This window comes from Paracoccus sp. (in: a-proteobacteria), assembly GCF_047973135.1.
In the GTDB taxonomy this organism is placed as follows: domain Bacteria; phylum Pseudomonadota; class Alphaproteobacteria; order Rhodobacterales; family Rhodobacteraceae; genus Paracoccus.
The window spans coordinates 1-18,637 of record NZ_JBKEBL010000163.1; the positions used below are offsets into that span (position 1 = coordinate 1).

The following is an 18,637-nucleotide window of genomic DNA, read 5'->3' on the forward strand; positions in this document are numbered from 1 at the left end:
ACCGCGCCATAGATCAGCCGTGGCAGGCGTTCATGCAGCGCCTGCCAGCCATAGCCCAGCTTTTCCATCACACCGGGGCGGAAATTCTCCAGCACCACATCAGAGCGCGCCAGAAGCGCCTCGAAGATGGCGCGATCCCCGTCGGTTTTCAGATCCAGCGCGATGGACTGCTTTCCGTGGTTCAGCGCCGCGAAATAGGCGCTTTCACCATCGACGAAGGGCGGAAAGGCGCGGGTATCGTCGCCGGTCACGGGACGCTCGACCTTGATGATGCGCGCGCCCAGATCGGCAAGCTGGGTCGAACAGAACGGCCCGGCCAGCACATGAGTCAGGTCCAGAACGACGATGTCGGCAAGTGGTTTGGTCATGAAATATCCTGTATCAGATCAGTGGGGGCAGGTTTTACCTGCCCTGACGCCGCGCCATGAAGGCCAGCTTTTCAAAAAGCGAGACGTCCTGTTCATTTTTTAACAGAGCGCCGTGCAGACGTGGTAATATTTCTTCGGGTTTGCGGCGCAAATCTTCGGCCGACAGATCCTCGGCCAGGATCAGCTTGAGCCAGTCCAGCAATTCGCTGGTCGATGGTTTCTTCTTCAGCCCCGGTGCCTCGCGCAGTTCAAAGAACTGGCTCAGCGCCTCGTCCAGCAGGCGCGGCTTGATGCCCGGATAGTGGACATCGACGATCTGGCGCAGCGTTTCGGCATCGGGAAAGCGGATGTAATGAAAGAAACAGCGGCGCAGAAAGGCGTCGGGCAGTTCCTTTTCATTGTTCGAGGTGATCACCACGACCGGGCGCTGTTTCGCGCGAATGGTCTGGCCCGTCTCGTAAACGTGAAACTCCATCCGGTCCAGTTCCTGCAACAGGTCGTTGGGAAACTCGATATCCGCCTTGTCGATCTCGTCGATCAGCAGCACGATCCGGTGATCCGCCTCGAATGCCTGCCACAGCTTGCCCTTGCGGATGTAATTGGCGACGTCATGGACCCGCTCATCGCCAAGCTGGCTGTCGCGCAAGCGGCTGACGGCGTCGTATTCATACAGTCCCTGCTGCGCCTTTGTCGTTGATTTTACGTGCCATTCCAGGATTGGCATGCCCAGGCTTTCCGCCACCTGACGGGCCAGTTCGGTCTTGCCGGTGCCGGGCTCGCCCTTGACCAGCAGGGGCCGCTCCAGCGTGACGGCGGCGTTGACAGCGACTGCCAGCTCGGGCGGGGCGACATAGCGCGAGGTTCCTGTGAAACGCATGGAAACTCTCCTTGTTCGTGAAAAGCTTGCTCGATTTTCGCATCTGCGACACGCCTTTCACGGCGGTCGGGCGGACAGAAGGCAGAAATAGCGGCTATTGCCCTAGTGACAAGCCTTGCCCCATCATTTATTGCGGCACGCGCAAGGTGTCGGCATCGTTTTCGTTCGGCGCCGCCGGAGAGGACATTATGAAAGCCCAGACCTTTCTTCCCCAGGATTACCGTCCCGCCGAAGACGAACCTTTCATGAATGACCGGCAACTGGAATATTTCCGCCGGAAACTGGAAGCATGGAAGCAGGAATTGCTGGATCAATCGGCCGAGACGCTGGAAGGATTGCAGCACAGCGCCCGCAGCGTGCCCGATCTGGCCGACCGCGCCAGCGAGGAAACCGACCGCGCGCTGGAACTGCGCACCCGCGACCGCCAGCGCAAGCTGGTCAGCAAGATCGACGCGGCACTGCGGCGGATCGAGACCGGCGAATACGGTTATTGCGAAATGACCGGAGAGCCGATCAGCCTCAAACGGCTGGACGCCCGCCCCATCGCCACCATGACGCTGGAGGCGCAGGAACGCCACGAACGGCGCGAGCGTGTGCATCGCGACGAATAGCTGCGGCCCCGGTTGTTTCCGGCCATGCAAAAAGGGGAAACACCGATGACTTTTGATGCGCGCAGATTGCCGCGGATCGTCCTGACGGACCAAAACCCCCCGCTGATCGCTGGAATCGGCGGGGTTTTTCGTGGGCGCGGGGCATGAGCGGCGCTTTGCACGGCCGCCCGGCACTGATCGTCGGGGCAGGGGTGGCGGGGCTGACCGCTGCGATTGCCCTTGCCCGCCGCGGCGCGCGCGTCACGGTGTTGGAACGTGCGCCTGCGATCCGAGAGGTCGGGGCAGGGCTACAGCTTTCGCCCAATGCGATGCGGGTGCTGGCGGCGCTGGGGCTGACCGATGCGGTGCTGGCGGTCTCGTGCCGCAGCCATGCGGTGCAGTTGCGCGATTCGTCGGGCGCGCCGGTCGCGCGGCTGGATCTGATCCGGCACCGCCCCGCCGATCACTTTCGCCTGATCCACCGCGCCCGGCTGATTGATGTGCTGGCGCGGCAGGCCCGGTGCGACGGGGCCGGGATCCGGCTGGACAGCCCTGTGGACGCGATCCCCGATGCGCCGCTGGTCATTGGCGCGGATGGGCTGCGCAGCATCATCCGGCAGGCGCTGAACGGAAGCGAAGTTCCGTTTTTCACCCATCAGACCGCATGGCGCGCACTGATCCCCGATGACAGCTATGCCGAAGCCGAGGCCGAGGTTTTCATGGGGCCGCGCCGGCATCTGGTCAGCTATCCGCTGGCTGACGGGCTGCGAAATCTGGTTGCGGTGCAGGAACGCGGCGACTGGCAGGCCGAGGGCTGGTCGCAAGACGACGACCCCGCCAATTTGCGCGCCGCTTTCGCGGGCTTTGGCGGCCCGGTGCCCGGCTGGCTGGCATCGGTCACGCAGACCCAGATCTGGGGCCTGTTCCGGCATCGGGTGGCTCCGGTCTGGCAGGACGGTCGCCTGACGCTGATCGGCGATGCCGCGCACCCGACGCTGCCGTTCATGGCGCAGGGCGCGGTGATGGCCATCGAAGATGCCTGGACGCTGGCCGCCTGCCTTGACAGCGATCCCGATCAGGACCGGGCACTGAAGCGCTTTGAAACGCTGCGTACCCCCCGCGCAACCCGCATCGTCGCCGCCGCAAACGCCAATGCCCGCAATTACCACCTGACCGGGCCGAAAAAGCAGATCGCCCACGCCGCCCTGCGAACCATCAGCCGCGTTGCGCCGCAAAAATTGCTGGGCCGGTTCGACTGGATCTATGACCACGACCCGACCGCTGAACTGTGACAATCACCCGTTGCGCAGATGACTCGGGTCGGCGGAATATTGTGCGACCGGGACCGAGGCCGGTGAAGGGGCGAGGCACGCTTTCCTCCGCCCGGACAAGTCACAAGTCACTCTGCGCGGCTTGCGCCATCGTCCGGCTGGCAGTAAAGCCCGCCATCCGAAAGTCGGTCTGCCGCAGGCTTTTGCAGGGGGTCCGGGGGGTGCACAGCTCCCCCGGCCATCGCGGGACGCAAATCTGCGGCGGTGACGTTACGCCAAAGGCCCCCAGCGGTGCGCGGCAGAGATGCATATCCCCGCACGCGACGACGCGATCTGCGGTCCCGACAGTCCTGCCCTTGCCGTCCTGCATGCCCGGCAGGGCCAGCTTTATTGAAAATCGGTTAAATTTCCCTTTTTTGCCCCGCGCTTTGCGGCTATCCTGTCGGGACAAGGCGCAGGATCGGGCTGAACCCGGCCGTGCCGATGGCGAAAAAAGCCCGGATCAACCGGGCAACAAGAGGCAGACAAGTGGCGGGCAAGTCGAGCAGGACAGCCCACACCGTAGCCGTTTTGATGGGCGGACCCTCGGCCGAGCGCGAGGTGTCCCTGTCCTCGGGGCGTGAATGCGCGGCGGCGTTGCGGGTGGCGGGTTATGACGTGATCGAGATCGCACTCGGGTCGCAACGCGGCTCGGGGATCGTAGAGCGTCTGGACGCGATCGCGCCGGATGTCGTTTTCAACGCCCTGCATGGCCGATGGGGCGAGGATGGCTGCGTTCAGGGCGTGCTGGAATGGCTGGGCTTGCCCTATACGCATTCCGGGGTGATGGCCTCGGCTGCGGCCATGGACAAGACGCTGGCCAAGCAGCTTTTCCGCAACGCGGGCCTGCCAGTGGTCGAAAGCCTGATCGCCGATGCCGACGAGGTACGCCGTCAGCATGTCATGGCCCCGCCCTATGTGGTCAAGCCGAATGACGAGGGGTCGTCGGTTGGGGTCTATATCGTACACAACGGTGCGAACCATCCGCCGGACCTGTCTGATGCCATGCCCGCGCGCGTGATGGTCGAGACCTATGTACCGGGGCGCGAACTGACGACGGCGGTTCTGGGCGACCGGCCTCTTGGCGTGACCGAGATCATCACCGACGGCTGGTACGATTACGATGCCAAGTACAAACCGAGTGGCTCGCGCCATGTGGTGCCCGCACAGATCCCGCCCGAGATCACTGCGGCCTGCCTGGATTATGCTGTCCGCGCCCATGACGCACTGGGGTGCCGGGGGCTGACGCGAACCGATTTCCGCTGGGACGACACGCGCGGGCTGGACGGGCTGGTCGTTCTGGAACTGAACACCCAACCCGGCATGACGCCGACCTCGCTGGCACCTGAACAGGCTGCGGCGGCGGGGATGGATTTCCCGGCACTGATGCGCTGGATGGTGGAGGATGCACTGTGTCATCGGTGATCGATCATCGCCCCGGCCGCCAAACGCAGCAGGAATCGCGCGCCCGGCGCGATCCCGCGCCCTCGCGGCTGAAATACCGGCTGGAGCGGATGTGGCTGCGCCCTCTTTATCGCCGCATCCTGCGCGTGGGCCTGCCCGCCTTTGCCATCGCGATGGTGGCCGGGCTGTGGCTGTCGGACGAGGATCGCCGCGCCGCGCTGACCTCGGGCGTTGAGGGGTTGGTCGAGAAGGTCCAGAACCGCGACGAGTTTCAGGTCCGGATGATGACGGTCGAGGGCGCCTCGCCCGTGGTGGACAAGGCGCTACGCGCGATGCTGCCCGTCTCCCTGCCCGCATCCAGCTTTGACATCGATCTGACCGCGCTGCGGCTGAAGGTGATGCGGCTTGACGCGGTGGAATCCATCGACCTGCGGATCAGGCCGGGCGGCATCCTGTCTGCGGTGGTCACCGAGCGGGTACCGGTGCTGCTGTGGCGGCATGCGCGCGGCATCGAGCTGCTGGACGCGACGGGGCACCGGGTGGCCAGCGTCACCTCGCGCGAGGTACGGCCTGACCTGCCGGTGATTGCGGGCGAAGGTGCCGATCTGAAAACCGAAGAGGCGCTGTCGCTGATCGATGCCGCCGGGCCGATCCTGCCCCGTTTGCGCGGCCTGGTCCGCATGGGCGAAAGGCGGTGGGACGTGGTGCTGGATCACGGCCAGCGGATCATGCTGCCCGCCGAGGGCGCGGCCATCGCGCTTGAGGCCGCGATCGCGCTGGACCGGGCCGAGGACATGTTGGGTCGCGACGTCAGCCTGGTGGATCTGCGCGATCCGACGCGTCCGGTGGTGCGGCTGGGGATCGACGCGCTGAACACCATCCGTCAGGCGCGGGGCGAACCGTTGCTTGGTCCGGACGGGCAAGTGATCGTTGAAGATGACGGCAAGAAGACGGCGGGGGGCTGAGGGAATGGCGGAACTTTATCAGACACAGCGGGCGATGCGGAATATTCGCCGGGCTGCCCTGCAGCGCGGCGTCGTCGGCATTCTGGATATCGGCACGTCCAAGATCGCGTGTTTCGTGCTGCAATTCGACGGCAGCGGCACGTTCCGCGATACCGATGGTGTCGGGCCGATGGCCGGTCAGGCGAATTTCCGGGTGATCGGCGCGGCCAGCACGCGTTCCCGCGGCGTTCGCCGCGGCGAGATCGATACGATGGCCGAAACCGAACGCGCCATCCGTACCGTCGTGGCCGCCGCGCAAAAGCTGGCGGGCGTGCGGGTCGATCACGTCATCGCCTGCCTGTCGGGCGGGCGTCCGGCATCCTATGGGCTGGACGGAGAGATCCCGCTGCATCACGGCAAGGTCGGTGAACAGGACATTGCCTCGGTCATGGCGGCCTGCGATGTGCCCGATTTCGGTCGCGGGCGCGAGGTGTTGCATGCTCAACCGGTGAATTTCGCCGTGGATCACCGCAGCGGCCTTGCCGATCCACGCGACCATTCCGGTAATCGCCTGGCCTGCGACATGCATGTCCTGACCATTGACAACGATGTGATCGGCAATCTGGTGCAATGCATCCGCCGCTGCGACCTGGAACTGGCGGGGATCGCCTCGGCCTCTTATGCGGCGGCGCGTGCCAGCCTGGTCGAGGACGAACAGGAACTGGGCGCGGCCTGTATCGATTTCGGCGGAGGCGGCACAGGCGTTTCCATTTTTATTAAGAAACACATGATCTTTGCCGATAATATTAGAATTGGCGGCAACCTGGTCACGCAGGATATCGCGCAGGGGTTGCGGGTGCCCCTGCCGGTGGCCGAGCGCCTGAAAAACCTTAATGGCGGGGTCGAGGCGACCAGCCGCGACGACCGCGACATGATCGAGGTCGGCACTCGGGACGGCGGCGAATGGGAACAAGCACGCCGCAGCGTCAGCCGCGCCGATGTCATCGGGATCATGCGGCCAAGGGTTGAGGAGATTTTGGAGAATGTCCGCGAAGTGCTTGATGCGGCTGGATTTGATTACATGCCCAGCCAGCAGATCGTGCTGACCGGCGGCGGCAGCCAGATCCCCGGTCTTGACGGGCTGGCGGCGCGCATTCTTGGCCCGAATATCCGTTGCGGCCGTCCGCTGCGCATTGATGGGCTGGCCCATCAGATGACCGGCCCCGAATTTTCCAGCGCCGTCGGGCTGGCGCTGTTCGCCGCGCATCCGCAGGACGAATGGTGGGATTTCGAGGTGCCCGCCGATGCCTATCCGGCGCGCAGCCTGCGCCGCGCATATCGCTGGTTCCGCAACAACTGGTAAGGCGGGACACATTCGGCTGGTGTGGGCGCCCCGGCGACCCACCATATTATGGTGCTTTGGCAAGATACCGCCTAAAATACCCGACTCTACCTCCATATTTTGCGGTCGGAAGGCGTTTTTCGGGTGACGGGGGCGGGGCAAAAGGCTAGGATCAGGTCCAATACGGGGGATTCGAGCGGGCAGAATGTTCGTAGCGATGCAAGTGATAAACAGGCGGAAACCATGACTCTCAATCTGATGATGAACGACGAAGACGAACTGAAGCCGCGCATCACCGTGTTTGGTGTCGGTGGCGCAGGTGGCAACGCGGTCAACAACATGATCGAGAAGCAGCTTGACGGTGTCGAGTTCGTGGTCGCCAACACCGACGCGCAGGCGCTGGCGCAATCGCGCGCAACGAATCGCGTGCAGATGGGCCCGAAAGTGACCGAAGGTCTGGGCGCGGGGGCCAAGCCCTCGATCGGTGCCAAGGCGGCCGAGGAAACCATTGAAGATATCGTCGATCACCTGATGGGCGCGCATATGTGCTTTATCACCGCCGGGATGGGCGGCGGCACCGGCACCGGGGCTGCGCCCATCATCGCGCAGGCCGCGCGCGAGATGGGTATCCTGACGGTCGGCGTCGTAACCAAGCCCTTCCAGTTCGAAGGCAGCAAGCGGATGCGCCAGGCCGAAGAGGGCGTCGAATCCCTGCAAAAGGTCGTCGATACGCTGATCATCATTCCGAACCAGAACCTGTTCCGTCTGGCCAACGAAAAAACTACCTTCACCGAAGCCTTCGCGATGGCCGACGACGTGCTGTATCAGGGCGTCAAGGGCGTGACCGACCTGATGGTGCGACCGGGCCTGATCAACCTCGATTTCGCCGATGTCCGCGCCGTCATGGACGAGATGGGCAAGGCAATGATGGGCACCGGCGAAGGCAGCGGCGACAACCGCGCGCAAGAGGCTGCGGAACGCGCCATTGCCAACCCGCTGCTGGATGAGATCAGCCTGAACGGTGCGCGTGGCGTGCTGATCAACATCACCGGCGGCTATGACATGACCCTGTTCGAACTGGACGAGGCGGCCAATGTCATCCGCGACAAGGTCGATCAGGATGCGAATATCATCGTCGGCTCGACTCTGGACCCGGATATGGACGGCTCGATCCGCGTGTCGGTCGTGGCGACGGGTATCGACGCTTCGGTTGCAGCCGAAATCCCTGCGCCGCGCCGCAGCATGTCCGAGCCGCTGACCCAGAACCCTCCGGTCGCGCGCAAGGACGAACCCGCATCCGAGGCTGCCGAGGATCTTGCCCTGCCGCCGCGCCGGACCCCCGCCGCACCTGCCGTTCAGGCTCCGGTGGCGCGCGCCACAGAAGATATGCCGGAACCGGCCTATCAGCCCAAGGAAACGGCCCGTCCGACCGCTGTACGGCTTGACGACGACGCCTCGGATTTCGTGGCACCCAGGGCTCCGTCGGCCGGTCGCGCCCAACCCGCGCCCGAGGTGATGGAACGTTTGCGCCGCGCCGTGGAACATCAGGGCGAACGCCAGAATGCCCGCGCGCCGCAACCCGCTGCCGATCAGTCCCGCGCCCAAAGCCGGATGAGCGGTCTGGGCCGCATGCTGGAACGGATGGCAGGTCATGGCGATGCCCCGGCGGCAAAGCCCGCCGCGTCCTCGATTGCCGAACGCGTCAGCGACCGCGTGGCTGCCCGCCGCCAGCAGGAAACCGATTTCGATGAACTGGCCGATCCTGATCGCGGCGAGGAAAACGTGGAAATCCCGGCATTTCTGCGCCGTCAGGCGAACTGAGCCTTTCACATAGCGGAAATGCCACAAGAATGGAAAAGGTCGCGGAAGCGGCCTTTTTTTCTTTTTAAATCAGATCGTTGTGGTTTTCATGTATTTATCGACGATGTTGACACGCTGAAACCTGCCCCGATTGTTTCATCTGGTTACAATTCGTTAATTGAACCCGCCCCCCGCTCTGATTAGCTGGAACATAACAAAAGCGCGAATGCGTTCGAAAATTGGACGGATGGGTTTGTCATGCAGGCAACACTGAAACAGGCAGCGATATTTCAGGGGGTCGGATTGCATTCCGGCGCGCCTGCGCGACTGGAAATCCATCCTGCCCCTGCGGGCTTTGGCATCGTGTTTCGCCGCGTGGATCTGACCCCGGCGGTCGAAATTCCTGCACGTTGGGACCATGTGACGCCCTCGAAATTGTGCACCCTTATGGATGATGGCAAGGGCGTGACCCTGTCCACCGTCGAACATGTGATGGCGGCGCTGGCCGGGACGGGCATTCACAACGCGCTGATCAAGATAGACGGCCCGGAAATTCCGATCCTCGACGGCTCGGCCGCGCCTTTCGTGCGTGGCATCCTGCGCGCGGGCATCGCCATGCAGGCCGTTCCGTTGCAGGTGATCCGCGTTCTTCGCCCCGTCGAATACCGCGAAGGCGAGGCTTTTGCCCGCCTGACCCCTGCCGATCACCTTGAGATCGATTTCCAGATCGACTTTGTGGATGCGGCCATCGGTCATCAGGAAAAAACGCTGGACATGGCCAATGGCGCGTTTCTGCGTGAACTGGCCGACAGCCGTACCTTCTGCCGTCTGGCGGATGTGGATTTGATGCGTCAGAACGGGCTGGCCCTTGGCGGTACGTTCCGGAATGCGGTGGTGATCGACGGTGCGCGGGTTCTGACGCCCGGCGGGCTGCGCCATCAGGATGAGGCCGTGCGCCACAAGATGCTGGACGCGATGGGCGATCTGGCGCTGGCCGGTGCGCCGCTGCTGGCGCGCTATACCGGCAATCGCGCGGGTCATGCCATGACCAACCGCCTGCTGCGGGCGCTTTTCGCCGATCCCTCGGCCTGGGCATGGGAGACATGTTCGACCGCGCTGGAAAACCGGCTGCCGGGTGCGGGCGTCGCGGCCTATGACGGGCTTGGCGATCACGCACCGCAGGCGATGGCGCTTTAGGCGCGCGGTTGCCTGCGGTCCGCGCCGACGGTCGTTCGAGATGTCGGCGGCGGCGGATTTGAGCCATTTGCGATCCTGATCCCACGTGCAACATCCGACGTGCAACCGGGGGCCGAAGCCCCTTGATTCCGGGCCGGGCCTTCCCTTCCCCGGCATTGACGGTTTCGGGCAACAGCCGTAGGTTTTGCAATCTGTGAAGGGAACCCTCATGAGCCTTGCTTTCGGTCATCCCCTGATCGCGATCCCCGGCCCGTCGCCCGTGCCTGATCGCGTGCTGCGCGCCGCTCATCGTCCGTCGCCCGACATCTATGGCGACGAACTGGCGACACTGAACCGGCATGTGCAAAGCCAGTTGAAGCGGCTGGCCGGGACCGGCGCGCATATCGCCACCTATATCGGTAATGGCCATGCCGGATGGGAGGCTGCGGCGGCCAATCTTTTCGCGCCGGGGGATGCGGTTCTGGTGCTGGCCTCGGGGCTGTTCGGGCATAGCTGGGCGGCGCATATGGCCGGCATGGGTGTCGCGGTCGAGATTCTGGATTTCGGCCTTGCCCCGCCCGATCCGGCGTTGCTGGCCGACCGGTTGGTGCATGATCCCGACGGGCGGATCCGTGCCGTGGCCGTGTGCCAGATCGATACTGCCAGTTCGGCCGCTGCCGACATTCCGGCGCTGCGGGACGCGATGGGCGATCACCCGGCGCTGCTGATGGTGGATGCCATCGCCTCACTGGGCTGCGCCCCGATGCGGATGGATGACTGGGGCGTCGATGTGCTGATCGCCGCCAGCCAGAAGGGGCTGATGTGCCCGCCCGGCGCGGCTTTCGTGTGGTTTTCCGGTCGCGCCGCGCGGCAAGGCCCCACGGCGCTGACGACGCCTTACTGGGACTGGCAACCCCGCATTGACGCTGACGCTTTGTGGCGTTTCTGGGGCGGGACGCCTCCGGTTCAGCACATCTTTGCGCTGGACGAGGCGTTGAGGATGATCCTTGACGAGGAAGGGCTGGAAAATGTCTGGACCCGGCACCATGCGCTGGCTCAGGCAGTCTGGGCGGCGGCCGAGACCTGGGGCGCGGGCAATCCCGGTATCCGGCTGACGGTCGCCGATCCGTCGTTGCGGGCGGCCTCGGTCACGGCGATGACGGTTCCGCAGGCCGACGCGCTGCGCGACTGGCTGGGGGCCCGCGCTGGCGTGACGCTTGGCATCGGCATTGGCGCGCCCGATCCGGCGAATGCGCTGCGGGTCGCCCATATGGGCCATGCCAATGCGGCGATGGTGATGGGTGCGCTTGGTGCCGCGCAGGCGGGGCTCTGCGCGCTTGGCATTCCCCACGGCCCCGGAGCGCTGGACGCCGCAGCCCGCGTCATTGCTGCGCGGGCCTGACAGCCCTCAGGGGGCAGCGGCCTCTGCCGGATGGACAGAGCCTGATCACGCCACCGTAGCGCCAAAGGTGAAGGGGCCGCCCAGATAGCGGGGAAAGCCTGCCTGCGTGGCGCAGTGGAAATCGGCGAGGTTGCGCTGTTCGGGCGGGATGCGGTCGCGCCACCCCGAGGCAACCTTTGCCGCTGCCGACAGGATCGACAGCGCTGCCCGTTCCGTGTCGTTTCGCGGATCGGCGAACCATTGCGGGCAGCGGTCCGCGATGGCCTGCGCGGCTTCGGGGTCGCCGGGGCTGGCGCCGTCGATCCCGGCAAGGGTCGCGGCCGTCCGGCCCAGATCGCCAAGCGTGGCGATCCGTTCCAGCATCGCCGCCCTGATCTCGATGCCGAATTCTGTCAGCCCGGCGGGCAGCGTTTCCTTGCGCTTGCATCTGTCGTGATCGAGACGGCCCAGAAACATTGCGGCGATCATGTTTCGCGGTTCGACCCGCTGGACCAGATCCTTGAAGATGTCGATCTCGGCCGCGATGCCGCTGTCCATATCCACCGGCAGCCCCCGGTCGAGGCAATCGAGGATCGCCGGCTCTGCCGGGAAATGCCCGCCCGTCCTGCGCAGGAAGGCCGCGCGTACCGGGTCGGTGATGCGGTGCAACGCGGCACGGTCGGTCGGGGTCCAGTCCTCGCGGTCCCAGGGCTGGCGCGGGTCGGGGCGCGACCGGATCCAGGCTTCGGCGGCGGACCGTTCCTGTCCCGGCCGCACGACCTGATGAGCCACGCCATGCCGCAACGCTTGGGCGGCGGTAAGGCGTGCGCCCTCCAGCAGGACGGGCAGGGATGCGGCGATTCCTGCGCAGCGGGGCAGGCGTTGCGTGCCGCCGCCGCCCGGCAGCAGCCCAACCAGCGATTCCGGCAGGCCGATCACGGTTTCGGGCGCGTCGGTCAGCACCCGGTGATGCGCCGCCAGCGCAAATTCGCAGCCACCGCCCAGAGCCAGCCCGTGCAGCGCCACCGCGACCGGTTTGCCCGCTGTCTCAAGCTTGCGGAAGGCGCGGCCAATGGGCGAGAAATGCGCCACGGTCAGCGCGTCGCGTTCACCGGGCGGGGCGGCAGCGATCATCTGATAGGCTTCGGCCAGCTCGGCCAGATCGGCCCCGGCGCAGAACGCCCCCGGCTTGCCCGACGACATCACCACACCGGCCAGATCCGCGCCCTTCAGCCAGTCGGCAAAGGCCTCGGCCTCGTGGATGGCCTGATTCGAAAAGACATTCATCGACCGGCCGGGCATGTCAAAGATCAGGTGCAGGATGCCGTCATCGGTCAGTTCGGTGCGGAAATTGATCATCTTGGGCATATCGGCCATGCGCCCGCGCCTCCTTTTTTGTGCAATTCGGGTTCCGGGTTGGTATGCTTCTTCACAATTATAGTAATAAAGCATATGATACGCTATAAATAAATTATCCGGAGATCAGGAGGGGAAATCACATGAGCCCGTATCGAAGCGATGTGCTGAAGGGAAAGCGGATTCTGGTGACGGGCGGCGGCACCGGGCTGGGCAAGGAAATGTCGGTGGGTTTCGCTGCCCATGGCGCGCATGTGGCGATCTGCGGGCGGCGCGAGGCGGTGCTGGACGAAGCCTGCGCCGAGATCGCCCGCCGCTCGGGCGGAACGGCGGAATATCGCGTCGTCAATATCCGCGACGCCGAGGCCGTCGATGCGATGATCGCCGATCTGTGGCAGGGCGGGCCGCTGACCGGGCTGGTGAACAATGCCGGCGCGAATTTCATCGCCCCGACCGAGACGATTTCGCACCGGGCCTATGACGCGGTACGGGCGACGGTGATGGATGGCAGCTTTTACGCCACCCATTCCTGCGGCCGGCGCTGGATCGGGGCCGGGTTGCAGGGCACGGTCATCTCGAATCTGGTGACATGGGTGTTTTCGGGATCGGCCTATGTGGTGCCCTGCGCCATGGCCAAGACCGCGATCCATGCCATGACCATGTCGCTGGCCGCCGAATGGGGGCCAAGGGGCGTGCGTCTGAACGCGGTCGCTCCGGGGCCGTTTCCGACCGAAAACGCCTGGGAAAAGCTGAACCCGATCCCCGGATCCTCGGTGGGCGCGACACAGCCCGACATGGTGCCGCTGCGCCGCTTCGGGCAGATGGACGAATTGCGCAACATCCTGATTTTTCTGATGCTGGACGAATGTTCCTATGTGAATGGCGTGACGATCCCCATCGACGGAGGCCATCGGCTGACTGCGCATTCCACCTTTGCCGAATTGTCCCGGATGAGCGATGACGACTGGATCAGCGCCCGCGCCGCGTTGCAAGCCAGCCAACAGAAAGAGCGGCAGGGCAGATGAGCGAGGTAGAACTGGAAATCGACGGTGCCATCGCCACGCTGCGCCTGAACCGCCCGGCCAAGCGTAACGCCCTGACCGATGACATGGTCGATCTGCTGCTGGCGAGGCTGGACGAGGTGGCGGCATCCGGCGCGCTGGTGCTGATCGTGACCGGCGCGGGCAGGGGCTTTTGCGCCGGGTTCGACCTGTCACTGGCCGGGCAGGCCGCCGGGGATACCGGTTTCTGGGTGGCGCGGCAGGAACGCTATGCCTCGCTTGTCACAAGGCTGCGCGCAATCCCGCAACCCGTCATTGCCGCTGTGAACGGTGCCGCCGCAGGGGCCGGGCTTGGCCTTGCGCTGGCATGCGATACGCGGATCGGGTCCAACGAATGCCGCTTCAGCTCGGCCTTTGTCCGGGTCGGCATGTCAAGCTGCGACATCGGCGTCAGCTATCTGCTGCCGCGCGCCATCGGGACGACGCGGGCCTTCGAGATGATGCTGACCGGCCGCATGGTCGAAGCCGCCGAGGCCGAACGTATCGGCCTTGTGCTGCGCCTGACCCCGCCCGAGACGCTGATGGATGCAGCGCGTGAACTGGCCCATGGCATCGCGGCGAATGGCAGGCTGGGTATCTGGCTGACCAGACGCGGCATGTGGGCCAATCTTGAGGCGGCCAGCCTGTCCGCCGCGATCGAGCTGGAGAACCGCACCCAGATCCTGATGCGCGGAACCGGCAGCCTTGCCAGCCGCGCGGCGGAAGGCGGCTTTCTGCCCGCCGATCAGCCCGCGCCCCGCTGACCGCTTATGCCCCTTGCGGCTTTGTCGCGATGCGAAATCTGCATCGCCATCCCGATCAGCCCGGCATGATCGGCCAGCCGGGCCTTGTGGAACGCGGTTTCGCGAAAGGGTGGCAGGCACAGCGTGCGAAAATGCCGCCGGATCAGCGGATCCAGTGTGGCGAACTGGCTCATGACGCCGCCGCCAAGAACAAAGCTGTCAGGGCTGAAGCAATGCGCCAGCGTCACCAACCCGCGCGCAAGATCTCGGGCCGCGCGGTCAAGGAAAGCCCGCGCGCTGATGTCGCCCCCGTGGCTGGCGTCGCAGGCATCCTGAAGGCTGCCGAACCCTGCTGCGCGGGCACGGCGTTGCAGGGCGGTGCCCGATGCCGTGGCCTCCCAGCAGCCCGCTGCACCGCAAAAACAGATGTCGCCGGGATCGCCCAGCAACATGTGGCCGAAATGCCCGGCCATGCCCATCCGGCCGCGCAGCAGCCTGCCATCCAGCACCACACCGCCGCCGATCCCGGTCGAGACCGTCACAAAAACGAAATTGCGCTGCCCCGGTGCCGCGCCACAGTGCCATTCGCCATAGGCCGCCGCATGCCCGTCATTGTCGATTGTCACCGGCCGCCCCAACCGCTGCGCCAGCCTGTCGCGCAGCGGAAAGTCGCGCAGCGCCGCGATGGTCGGTGTGCCAAGCGCGACCCCGTTATCGGCATCCAGCGGCCCCGGCGCGCACAACCCGGCGGGGGCGCGCGGATCCAGCGGGCAGGCCGCGATCAGGACGTCGCACAGGGCTCCGATAGCCTCGACCACGGCGGCGGCGCTTTCCTGCGCGGGGGTAGGACAGCCCCGGATGGCCAGAACCGCGCCATCGCCAGCGACAATCGCGGCGCGGATATTCGTTCCGCCCATGTCGATCGCGAGGACCGGCCCGCCGGTCATGCCAGCGTCTGCCGGGCCAGCCAGGCGGCACGCCCCGCCGGATCGGGATCGCCGAACAGCAGCGAACCCAGCACCACAGTCTGCGCCCCCGCCGCCAGCAGGCCGGGCACGGTATGATCGCGGATGCCTCCGTCCGCCGCAAGGATGCGGCGCGGGCCGGGCTGGCTGGCCAGCATCTGCCGTGCCTCGGTCAGGCGGTCGGGCGCATCGGGCGACAGGCCCTGTCCCTTGACGCCGATGGCGGTGCCCAGCAGGGTCAGCATCCGGGCCTTTTCCAGCAGCGGGCGGGCGGCGGCGACCGGCGTTTCGACGCACAGCACAAGGCCCGGCAGCGCACCCATATCCTCGATCAGCGCCATCGCTTCGGCGGCAAGGGCGCTTTCGGCATGGACAGAAATCAGATCGGCCCCGGCGGCGGCGAATTGTTCGGCCTGCGCCAGCAGGATGCGGTCATCAACCATCAGATGCACATGGAGGGGCAGGGCCACGCGCGCGCGCAGCGCCGCGACCAGATCGGGGAAGAACAGAAAGGCCGGGGCAAAAACTCCGTCGGCCACGTCGATATGCAGCATGTCGGCGATGGGCGCGATGCGTTCGGCCCCGGCCCCCAGATCGGTCAGATCGGCGGACCACATCGAGGCCTCGGCGATGCAGCGGTCATGGGGCAGGTCGTCGAACCAGTTGTCATGCGGTTTGGGCATGGGGCAGGTGCCTTGTGAAATGTTGCAGGGCGGCGCGGAATTCGGCGGCATAGGCCGCGCGGTCGCGCGATTTCGGGGTGATCGTGACCAGCCGCGCATCTGGGATCAGCCGCGCCAGATGCTGCGCATGGGACAGCGGGTGAATGGCGTCCTCATCCGTGGCGACGATCAGGCAGGGGATATTCAGGGCGCGCAGATCGTCCCCGGCGATGCCCGGCCCGTCGGCGGAAATGCGGGTCAACAGGGCAGAAGTCACGTCGCGGGGCTCGCGGGCAAAGAACCCGCTTAGCGAGGTCAGATTGTCGGGTGCCTGCGCGGCAAGGCGCTGGCCGGTCGGACTGTTGCGAAAGGCTTGTACCGTCTGGCCGGGCTGGGTCAGCAGGTGTCCGACCTCGGCATTCGGGACCATGTTTTCGGGCGCGGGTTCCGTTACCCATGCGGGCCGCGCCAGCACCAGTGCCCGCACCAGATCGGGCCGCAGCACCGCCAGCCGGGCCGCGATGGCCGCCCCCATCGAGATGCCGCCGACAAAGCGCGGCGTGCCAAGGGTTTCGGCCAGCGCCGCCACGTCATCGGCAAAGCGGGCAATGCCATAACCCGCCGGATCGCCCGCGTCCGAACGTCCGTGGCCCCGGCATTCCAACGTCACGGCAGTCACATCCTCATGCGGCATGACCTCCATCGTCTGCGCAGAATCGCCGCACAGGCCATGCTGGAACAGCGCGACAGGGCCGCTGCCCGGCCCCTGCGCCACCGAAAGCCGCAGGCCGTCGCGCAGAAAGGGGCGGAACCGGGTACTCATGTCGGGACCAGACGGCGCAGCCGCCGGGCGACGGCGGGGGCCTCGGCGGCAGAGCAGCCATGCGCGATCAGCGGGCCGTCAAAGCCCGCGCGGCGCAGCCCGGCGATGAAGCGCGCAAAGTCGACCGTGCCGGTTCCGGCGGCGACAAAGCTGCCATTGGCGGCGCGGTCCTTGGCATGGGCCATGGCGATACGCGGGCCAAGACGGCGAATCGCGTCGTCGATCAGCGGGGCGGGATCGCCGGTTTCGAACAGGTTGGCGGGGTCCAGAACGATCTTCAGCCGGGGACTGGGCAATTCGCGCAACAACCGCCCGGCGCGCGCGGTGTCGCTGATGACATTGGCCAGTTCCGGCTCGATCCCCAGATCGACGCCATGTGCCTCGGCTATCTCGACCGCGTCGCGCAGGCTGGCGGTCATGTCGGCCCAGGCAGCGGGGCTGGCATTGCCGGGATGGGCGCGCCACTGGTCCTGTGCGTCCCGGCTGCCGGTGCACAGCGTCACGATGGGCGCGCCGATGGCCTGCGCGGCGGCAATCACCACGCGCAGCCGCGCCGCCCCGTCGCGGCGGATCTGCGCATCGGGATGGGCCATGTTATAGGTGCCCGACAGCCCGGCGATGGTCATGCCCGTCGCGCGCGCGGCGGCGGTGATGGCGGCGCAGGTGGCGTCGTCCACCCGGTCGGGCATGGATGGCAGGCCAGAACAGGCAAGGTTGTAATGCACCGCCTCAAACCCTGCGGCCTTCGCCGCAGTCATCACGGCCAGCGGTGTGTCGCCCGGAAATGTCTTGGCGAAAATTCCAAGCCGCATCACATGACCCCCGTGACGCTGGCCAGTTCCACCCGCGTGCCGGTTTCGACCGACAAAGCGATGGCCCGCATCGCCCGCATCGAGGCCAGCCCGTCCTCGATCGAGGCCCCGGTCATGGGCGTGCCGTCAAGGATGCAGCGGGCAAAACCCTCGACCTGACGGCGATAGAAATGCCCGTCCTCGCCCAGAATGCGGCTTGAGGTGCCGCTGCGTTCGTCGAAGATGTCCACTTCAGAGGAACGGTAATACCAGGGATTGAAGGTCTTGCCGAGGATCGATCCGTTCTGGCCATAGATCTGGAACCCCTCGTGCCAGTCCATGCGCACGGCGACGGTCAGGTCCAGATGGCCCAGAACGCCATTGGCAAATTCCGTCTCGACGAACCAGCAGAACATCCCGCGCCGGTCCGAAAGCCGCGCCCGGACGGCGGTGATCGGCCCGCCCAGAAAGCGCGCCGTATCGACCAGATGTGACCCATGCGCCAGCATATAGTAGCGCCGCCTGTCGGCCTTTGGGTCTCCTGCGGGCCGCCGCGACCTGTCTGATGTGACGATCAGCGGCTGCACCGCATCGGTCATCGGATAGCGCCTTGTGCTGTCGCAATACCACGCCTTCAGCGCGACCATCTGGCCCATGTCGCCATCGATGAACGCCTTTGCGGCCTGAATACCGGGGTCAAAGCGTTTCATGTGGCCAACCATATAGGTCAGCCCGCTGTCCCGGACCAGTTGCGCCAGTTCGGCGGTTTCCTCGATCGAGGTTCCCACCGGCTTTTCGCTGAGCACATGCTTGCCCGCGCGAAGCGCCTTCAGCGCGGCGGGAACGTGAAAGGCGTCGGCGGTGGCGATGATCACCGCGTCCAGACCGGGATCGGCCAGCATGTCGTCGTAATCGGCAAAGGTCTTGTCGGGGGCATGGGTATGGGCCATGCGCTCGCGCAGGTCGTCGGCCAGATCGCAGATCGCGTAAAGCCGTGCGTTGGCGGCCTTGGTGCAGCTTTCGAAATGCGCAGACTGGGCGATCTGGCCCGCGCCAAGCACTCCG

The 18,637-nt window shown here is 65.7% G+C and carries 18 protein-coding genes; 10 read left to right on the top strand and 8 right to left on the bottom strand.

Annotated elements, in window-relative coordinates; translation table 11 throughout:
• A partial coding sequence (locus tag ACK5L9_RS12440; protein WP_416911782.1) for a CoA transferase occupies positions 1–368 on the bottom strand: 368 nt, incomplete at its 3' end.
• Positions 369–402: 34 nt separating this feature from the next.
• Positions 403–1,245, bottom strand: coding sequence for an AAA family ATPase (locus ACK5L9_RS12445; RefSeq protein ID WP_416911783.1), 843 nt, complete (start codon positions 1,243–1,245; stop codon positions 403–405).
• 188 nt (positions 1,246–1,433) lie between these two features.
• Here ACK5L9_RS12445 and dksA point away from each other — a divergent pair, with 188 nt between their 5' ends.
• From dksA to ACK5L9_RS12485, 8 genes are all read left to right on the top strand, one after another.
• Positions 1,434–1,856, top strand: coding sequence for an RNA polymerase-binding protein DksA (gene dksA / locus ACK5L9_RS12450; RefSeq protein WP_416911784.1), 423 nt, complete (start codon positions 1,434–1,436; stop codon positions 1,854–1,856).
• A gap of 143 nt (positions 1,857–1,999) precedes the next feature.
• Entirely contained in the window at positions 2,000–3,127 is a 1,128-nt protein-coding gene (locus tag ACK5L9_RS12455) for an FAD-dependent oxidoreductase (protein ID WP_416911785.1), read from the top strand.
• 552 nt (positions 3,128–3,679) lie between these two features.
• Entirely contained in the window at positions 3,680–4,570 is an 891-nt protein-coding gene (locus ACK5L9_RS12460; RefSeq protein ID WP_416911786.1) for a D-alanine--D-alanine ligase, read from the top strand.
• The gene (locus tag ACK5L9_RS12465) at positions 4,558–5,514 is read left to right on the top strand and encodes a cell division protein FtsQ/DivIB (RefSeq protein ID WP_416911787.1); all 957 of its coding nucleotides are present in this window, start codon (positions 4,558–4,560) and stop codon (positions 5,512–5,514) included. The genes ACK5L9_RS12460 and ACK5L9_RS12465 overlap by 13 nt, the downstream gene beginning before the upstream one ends.
• Before the next feature lie 4 nt (positions 5,515–5,518).
• Positions 5,519–6,856 carry a cell division protein FtsA gene (gene ftsA, locus ACK5L9_RS12470; protein ID WP_416911788.1) on the top strand — a complete coding sequence of 446 codons (1,338 nt, stop codon included), beginning with the start codon at positions 5,519–5,521 and terminating at the stop codon, positions 6,854–6,856.
• A 222-nt stretch (positions 6,857–7,078) separates the two neighbouring features.
• Positions 7,079–8,656: a cell division protein FtsZ gene (gene ftsZ, locus ACK5L9_RS12475; RefSeq protein WP_416911789.1), complete on the top strand. Its 1,578-nt coding sequence runs from the start codon at positions 7,079–7,081 to the stop codon at positions 8,654–8,656.
• Positions 8,657–8,893: 237 nt separating this feature from the next.
• Positions 8,894–9,832: a UDP-3-O-acyl-N-acetylglucosamine deacetylase gene (gene lpxC / locus ACK5L9_RS12480; protein WP_416911790.1), complete on the top strand. Its 939-nt coding sequence runs from the start codon at positions 8,894–8,896 to the stop codon at positions 9,830–9,832.
• Positions 9,833–10,040: 208 nt separating this feature from the next.
• Complete coding sequence (locus ACK5L9_RS12485; protein WP_416911791.1) at positions 10,041–11,213, top strand: pyridoxal-phosphate-dependent aminotransferase family protein; 1,173 nt, start codon at positions 10,041–10,043, stop codon at positions 11,211–11,213.
• A gap of 45 nt (positions 11,214–11,258) precedes the next feature.
• On the opposite strand, the gene ACK5L9_RS12490 is transcribed toward ACK5L9_RS12485, so the two are convergent.
• Positions 11,259–12,569: an enoyl-CoA hydratase-related protein gene (locus ACK5L9_RS12490; protein ID WP_416911792.1), complete on the bottom strand. Its 1,311-nt coding sequence runs from the start codon at positions 12,567–12,569 to the stop codon at positions 11,259–11,261.
• Positions 12,570–12,691: 122 nt separating this feature from the next.
• Here ACK5L9_RS12490 and ACK5L9_RS12495 point away from each other — a divergent pair, with 122 nt between their 5' ends.
• A complete protein-coding gene (locus ACK5L9_RS12495; RefSeq protein ID WP_416911793.1) occupies positions 12,692–13,573 on the top strand; it encodes an SDR family oxidoreductase in 882 nt (293 codons plus the stop codon).
• Positions 13,570–14,352, top strand: a complete 783-nt coding sequence (locus ACK5L9_RS12500; protein ID WP_416911794.1) for an enoyl-CoA hydratase/isomerase family protein — start codon at positions 13,570–13,572, stop codon at positions 14,350–14,352. Before ACK5L9_RS12495 ends, ACK5L9_RS12500 begins: the two co-directional genes overlap by 4 nt.
• Here ACK5L9_RS12500 and ACK5L9_RS12505 read toward each other — a convergent pair.
• The 5 genes from ACK5L9_RS12505 to ACK5L9_RS12525 all read right to left on the bottom strand — a co-directional run.
• Complete coding sequence (locus ACK5L9_RS12505) at positions 14,334–15,278, bottom strand: ROK family protein (protein WP_416911795.1); 945 nt, start codon at positions 15,276–15,278, stop codon at positions 14,334–14,336. The genes ACK5L9_RS12500 and ACK5L9_RS12505 overlap by 19 nt on opposite strands.
• Positions 15,275–15,979, bottom strand: coding sequence for a ribulose-phosphate 3-epimerase (locus ACK5L9_RS12510; protein ID WP_416911796.1), 705 nt, complete (start codon positions 15,977–15,979; stop codon positions 15,275–15,277). Before ACK5L9_RS12510 ends, ACK5L9_RS12505 begins: the two co-directional genes overlap by 4 nt.
• Complete coding sequence (locus ACK5L9_RS12515; protein WP_416911797.1) at positions 15,963–16,781, bottom strand: alpha/beta fold hydrolase; 819 nt, start codon at positions 16,779–16,781, stop codon at positions 15,963–15,965. The genes ACK5L9_RS12510 and ACK5L9_RS12515 overlap by 17 nt, the downstream gene beginning before the upstream one ends.
• Positions 16,778–17,593: a sugar phosphate isomerase/epimerase family protein gene (locus ACK5L9_RS12520; protein ID WP_416911798.1), complete on the bottom strand. Its 816-nt coding sequence runs from the start codon at positions 17,591–17,593 to the stop codon at positions 16,778–16,780. Before ACK5L9_RS12520 ends, ACK5L9_RS12515 begins: the two co-directional genes overlap by 4 nt.
• On the bottom strand, positions 17,593–18,637 hold a 1,045-nt coding region (locus tag ACK5L9_RS12525), incomplete at its 5' end, for a Gfo/Idh/MocA family protein (RefSeq protein ID WP_416911799.1). The genes ACK5L9_RS12520 and ACK5L9_RS12525, both read right to left, overlap by 1 nt.